The sequence below is a fragment of the Synechococcus sp. R3-13 genome (genome assembly GCF_047462195.1).
In the GTDB taxonomy this organism is placed as follows: domain Bacteria; phylum Cyanobacteriota; class Cyanobacteriia; order Thermostichales; family Thermostichaceae; genus Thermostichus.
In genome coordinates, this window is record NZ_JANSIO010000263.1 from 1 (window position 1) to 5184 (window position 5184).

The 5184-nt window shown below is 60.2% G+C and carries 8 protein-coding genes and 1 pseudogene; 5 read left to right on the plus strand and 4 right to left on the minus strand.

Annotation, left to right across the window (positions count from 1 at the left end; translation table 11 throughout):
- The first annotated feature begins 33 nt into the window (after positions 1 to 33).
- Positions 34 to 240, plus strand: coding sequence for a hypothetical protein (locus NW856_RS08235; RefSeq protein ID WP_414399795.1), 207 nt, complete (start codon positions 34 to 36; stop codon positions 238 to 240).
- Here the strand turns inward: NW856_RS08235 and NW856_RS08240 are convergent.
- From NW856_RS08240 to glmU, 4 genes and pseudogenes are all read right to left on the minus strand, one after another.
- Entirely contained in the window at positions 225 to 500 is a 276-nt protein-coding gene (locus NW856_RS08240) for a lipopolysaccharide assembly protein LapA domain-containing protein (RefSeq protein WP_414399796.1), read from the minus strand. The two genes, NW856_RS08235 and NW856_RS08240, sit on opposite strands and share 16 nt — an antisense overlap.
- A gap of 52 nt (positions 501 to 552) precedes the next feature.
- Complete coding sequence (locus tag NW856_RS08245; protein ID WP_414328976.1) at positions 553 to 999, minus strand: pentapeptide repeat-containing protein; 447 nt, start codon at positions 997 to 999, stop codon at positions 553 to 555.
- A gap of 112 nt (positions 1000 to 1111) precedes the next feature.
- Entirely contained in the window at positions 1112 to 1636 is a 525-nt protein-coding gene (locus NW856_RS08250; RefSeq protein ID WP_414399800.1) for a PPC domain-containing DNA-binding protein, read from the minus strand.
- 42 nt (positions 1637 to 1678) lie between these two features.
- A pseudogene (glmU, locus tag NW856_RS08255) lies at positions 1679 to 3028 on the minus strand (bifunctional UDP-N-acetylglucosamine diphosphorylase/glucosamine-1-phosphate N-acetyltransferase GlmU); the annotation flags it as partial.
- 138 nt (positions 3029 to 3166) lie between these two features.
- Between glmU and NW856_RS08260 the strand changes: the two are divergent.
- The 4 genes from NW856_RS08260 to NW856_RS08275 form a co-directional block, all read left to right on the plus strand.
- Positions 3167 to 3595, plus strand: a complete 429-nt coding sequence (locus NW856_RS08260; RefSeq protein WP_414399797.1) for an SHOCT domain-containing protein — start codon at positions 3167 to 3169, stop codon at positions 3593 to 3595.
- 130 nt (positions 3596 to 3725) lie between these two features.
- On the plus strand, positions 3726 to 4184 hold the full coding sequence (locus tag NW856_RS08265; protein WP_414384097.1) for an MAPEG family protein: 459 nt from the start codon (positions 3726 to 3728) through the stop codon (positions 4182 to 4184).
- Positions 4185 to 4334: 150 nt separating this feature from the next.
- The gene (locus tag NW856_RS08270; protein ID WP_414399798.1) at positions 4335 to 4604 is read left to right on the plus strand and encodes a hypothetical protein; all 270 of its coding nucleotides are present in this window, start codon (positions 4335 to 4337) and stop codon (positions 4602 to 4604) included.
- Positions 4605 to 4641: 37 nt separating this feature from the next.
- Positions 4642 to 5184 (plus strand): energy-coupling factor ABC transporter ATP-binding protein (locus NW856_RS08275; RefSeq protein ID WP_414399799.1); only part of this gene is annotated, 543 nt, incomplete at its 3' end.

Sequence of the window (5184 nt, forward strand, 5' to 3'; positions counted from 1 at the left end):
GGGAAGTAGGTTGGAAATAAGCCATGGTTACGGTTGGAGATACGCACTGCTCAAGCAGACGGCGAAGGGATCCTGATCTCAGCTTACGCCCAGTCTCGCATCGGTGGGCCATTCCAGCACGCTTTCCTCAGGGCCACCGACAAAATCGTCCAGCAAGTCAACGGCGGGAGCGAAGCCGTTGAGCCAAAGCCAGAAAGCAGGGGGATCCCTTTGGCAATTGTGCGTTATTGGGGCGGTTGATCCTGCATTTCCAGTTGGCGCACCCGTTCCTGTAATTGGCGGGCGGTGGCAGAAAAGCTGGGCCCAGGCCAGAGGAGAGCGCCCAGCCCCACCGTCAACAGGCCCAGGCCGACGGCCACGGCGATGAGGAATCCCAAGGGCAGCTCCACCGAGCGCCACATTAAGAAATGTACGGTCAGGGTGGTGGGGTTTTGCCCGGCCAGGACTGCCACTCCCAAAGCCAGCAGCAGTGTCAAGACCAAGTTGAACAGCAGCAACATCAGGGATCCCGTCGCAACAGTTCCATTCTGCCTTGTCTGCTGGGGGGGTGGCTCAAGCCCGCACACTCCCGTCGGGTAGGGTGGCTCCGCTGAGGTCAGCGCCGGTCAGCACTGCTCCGCCGATTTTTGCCCCGCTTAGATCGGATCCCTGCAGTTGTGCACGGGTTAGCTTGGCTTCCCAAAGGTAGGCACCGTGCAAGTTGGCTTCCCGCAAGTCGGCAAAGCTGAGATCCGCGCCGATCAAGTTGGCTTCCCAAAGATTGGCCCCGCGGAGGTTGGCCCCCATCAAGTTGGCCGAGCTGAGATCGGCGCCGCGCAAATCGGCTTCCTGCAGGTTAATGCCACTCAGCTTGCCAAAGGAGAGGTTGGCCCCTCTCAGATTCACCCCTTGCAAGTTGGAGCGCACCAAGTCCACCCCCACCAGGTTGGATTCTTGAAAGTTGCGCTCGCCAGAGGCATATTCTGTCAGCAGCTCGTCAGCAGTTGTCACTCGGGGCATGGCCGGATACTGCCATCCGTGCGTCAAGCTTAACTTCTGATCGCTTAACGGGGTACTGATGACCCACTGCTACATGTTAGCCAATATACCCTTTTGGCCGAAGATTGAGAGCTCAAGAAGGGATCCCGGTCGCTGTGTCTTCTGTTCGCGTCAGCGGGACGGAGTCCTCTTTTGTCTGCTGGTTTTGCTGGGGTTGGGGGGGTGGGGACGGCCAGCAGGGATCCCCTGCCACGGGTTGGATGTGCAACTCCAGGTAGCCGGTGGCCGGATCCGGTTGACGGGAGAAGCGATACTCCGGGCTGTCGGCGAGGACAATTTCGGCGGTGGTGTAGATGAGGCAGCCGGGGCGCAGGTGTCCCCCCCAGGTTTGGCCTCGGGCATCGGCAACGGTGAGATGGAGATGGACTCCGTCAGGGCACAGGGATCCACTCAGGGCCAGGATCTCCAGGCGTTCCGACAGCAGGTGATCCCCCATTTGGTCGGCCAGGCGCAGGGTGGCTTGGCTAAGGCTGCCGACGGCGCTGAGGACAAACCCCGCTTGCAAGGGCTGCTGCCGGGCCAATCGCTCTAGTTCCTGCTTGAGATCTTGGCCGGGGAAAAGGCGCAAGGGATAAATCTTGAGGGATCCCGGTGGCATGGGCTGGAGCTCTTGGCGGCGGGAGGAGCGGATCCCAAGTCGCCAACCGGGCTTGACCACCGGGCGGGAGCGAGCGATCACCAAGCAGTCATCCGGCAGGGGGTAGCGGGCAGGGATGGTGGAGCCGGCAGCAATGGTGACATCGGATCCCACCTGCAAAGGAGCCACCAACACCGAGTTGGCGCCTGTTTTGCTGCGATCCCCAATTTCGGTAAAGTGCTTTTGCTGGCCGTCGTAGTTGGCGATGATGGTGCCCGCGCCGATGTTGACCTGGGATCCCAGCTTGGCATCTCCCAGGTAGGCCAAGTGGGCGGCATTGCTGTGGGATCCGATCTGGGCATTTTTGGTTTCCACAAAGTTGCCGATGCGGCAGTGATCCCCAATCTGGCTGTGGGGGCGCACGTGGGCGTAGGGGCCTATCCAGACGTGGTTGCCGATGCGGCTGTGGCTGACCACCGAGTAGAGAATGTGACACCCAGATCCAATCTCGCTGGACTCGATCCAACTGCCCGGCCCCAGGCGGGTTCCCGAGCCAATGCGGCACACCCCTCGCAGATGGGTTTGGGGCTCGATCACCACATCGGGGGCCAATTCCACCGTTTCCTCGAGGCTGCTGCTGTCGGGATCCACAAAGGTGACCCCGGCTTCCATCCAGGCTTCCTTGAGGCGATCCTGCAAAATCTGGTACGCCTGGGCCAGTTGGCGGCGGTCGTTGATGCCCACAATTTCTTGCGGATCGGCAACATCCAGAGCGATGGCTTTGCCCACCCGCTTGACGGCATCCGTTAGGTAGTACTCCTGCTGCGCGTTGTTGCGATTGAGATGGGGCAAAACCTGAGCCAGAGCCGGCCAGTGGAAACAATACACCCCACTGTTGATGCGGCGATTTTGCCGTTGGGCCGGGGTGCAGTCTCGCTCTTCCACCAGTTCCAGCACCCGCTGTTGGGCATCGCAAAATACCCGACCATAGCCATAGGGATCCGCCACCTGAGCCGAGAGCAAGGTTACCTCTGGGTTCATCTGGCGGTGGCGCTCCACCAGAGCTTGCAGGGTTTCTGCCCGCAGCAGGGGCACATCCCCGTTGATCACCAGCAGATCCCCCTGAAAACCGCCCAGGACGGGCAACAGCTGTTGAACGGCGTGTCCGGTGCCCAATTGCTGGGCCTGCTCCACAAATTCAACCGGGTACTCCCGCAGGGCTTGGCGCACCTGCTCCTGTTCATAACCCACAATCACCAGACAGCGGTGGGGCTTTAACGTCAGCACCGTGCGCAGCAGCCGCTCGATCAAAGACAGGGATCCCAGTTTGTGCAGCACCTTGGGCAACTGCGACCGCATCCGGGTACCTTTGCCCGCTGCCAAGATCGCTACCGATAGCTCCCGCTCTGCCATGTTCCTTCCCCGAACTGCCCCCATCAAGTATAGGCGGCGGGATGCTGCTCAAAAATCTTCTGAGGTTGGATCCAAGTTCCTGAGCTCTGTGGGGCCAAAACTGAGCTAGCTTAATGGCACATCTAGCTGGTGCAGTCTATGGCCGAGAGCAGGGATCCTGATACGCCCCCACAGGAACGTCGGCGGTTGGTCCGCGAGGTGGCCGGTTGGCTGGCGATGCTGGGGGTGCTGATCCCAGGGTTGCAGCGCTTCTATATGGGGCACCAACGCTGGGGCTGGGGCTACTTGGTGGCGGGGCTGATGGTGTTTGTTCCTTCCATCCCGCTGCAGATTCTCAGCTACGGGGTACGCGCCCTTTGTTTGCTGGAAGGGCTGTGGATCCTGACCATGAGCAATGCCGATTTCGATTTTCGATTCAATCGAGAGTTGATCGAGCTGGAATGGACCAGTGTGGAAGGGCGAGAAGCCCGGGATCCCGAACAGCAGTTGGAAAGCCAGTTGAAACAGGGCTTGATCACCCGCGCTGAATATGAGGAGCGCCGCCGGCAAATCCGCAAGATTTCCTGACGCAAGCATCTGCCTGGATAGACAGCCCGATAGATGGATAATGGTTCTGGTGTTGATTTTCCCGGCAATAGCTCCTGCCCGAGCTGGGCTTCTTCCTCTCCCCTGTTATCTTGCACCGTCCTTTTGCCTTATGTTGCCAAGCCTTCCTCTCGCAGCTATCCCCCTGTTCTCTATTGCGGCAGCCATGCTCTTGGTCTATCTGCCCATGGGGGTGGTGGGCTATGCCCGTGCCCGCGTTGGCTACGACCTGCATGCTCCTCGGGCTATGTTTGATAGGCTACCTCCCTACGGGCAACGGGCCACCTGGGCCCACGCCAACGGGTTTGAGACCTTTGGGATGTTTGCGGCAGCAGCGTTGATTGCCTACATCACCGGCCCACACCCGGATCCCTGGTATTTTGGCCTCAGCGGAGATGAAGGGGTAGCTGTGCTGTGTGGGGTGTTTCTGCTGGCGCGGCTGCTCTACAACTTTTTCTACATTGCCGATATTCCCATTGGGCGATCCCTCTCCTTCTTGGCGGGATCCCTGGCCACGTTGGGCCTGTTGCTGATTAGCCTGCTGCCTTTTCTCGGCACCGGCCTGGCCTAATCTGGCGAGAGAAACTCCCCCGTCATTTGTTGAGCCTGCCGGTACCCTGGCCCAACCTGCGATACTGGAAAAGGACTTCGTCCTGCTGTCGCCAACGGGGCCCTCTGGGTGCCTCTCTTCTGTCCACGGCCCACTACGCAACGGTCAGCCATGTACACTCTGGAACTGCTCCTGAAAGGGAACCCTGCCCCCATCGTTGTCCACCAAAAAGAGGAAGAAGCGGCCAACCGGGCCTACCAAAGCATCGTCAATGCTCTGCAGAGTGGATCCCCTCAGAGTTTGGAGCTGACCTGTGACCGCACCGGCAAAAAGGTGTTTCTGCTCACCGGTGAGCTATGTGGCGTGCAAATGACTTCCAAGTCGGGCGGCGCCAGCCCCATGGGAACCCGTCCCGGTTTTTTGGCCCAGTTGCAAAGCTGAGGACAGCTCTTTATCCCTCTGCCGCTAAGGGATCCCCATGTCTGAGGTGGCCATTCGGGTGGAGAGCCTGACCTTTGCTTGGCCGGAACGTCCGCCGGTTTTGCAGGCGTGCAGTTTTGTCATTCCCAAGGGCCAGTTGTGGATGCTCTTGGGGCCCAATGGCAGCGGTAAGTCCACCCTGTTGCAGTTGTTGTCGGGATCCCTGACCCATCCTCGGCCCCTTTCGGGCCACCTGGAGATTCGCGGTCGGCTGGGCTATGTGTTTCAAAACCCGGATCACCAACTGTTCATGCCCACGGTGGGAGCCGATGTGGCCTTTGGCTTGGGGGCAGAGGCTCTGACCTTGGCGGAAATTCACCGGCGGGTGGAAACGGCCTTGGAGCAGGTGGGATTGAAGCACCTGATCCGTCGGCCCATCCACGGCCTCAGCGGCGGACAGAAGCAACGAGTGGCAGTGGCAGGGGCTTTGGCCCGGCGCAGCGAGGTGCTGCTTTTGGACGAGCCCACAGCCCTGTTGGATCCCGACAGCCAGGCGGATTTGCTGCGGTGCATCCGGCAACTGGTGGATCAAGAAGGCATC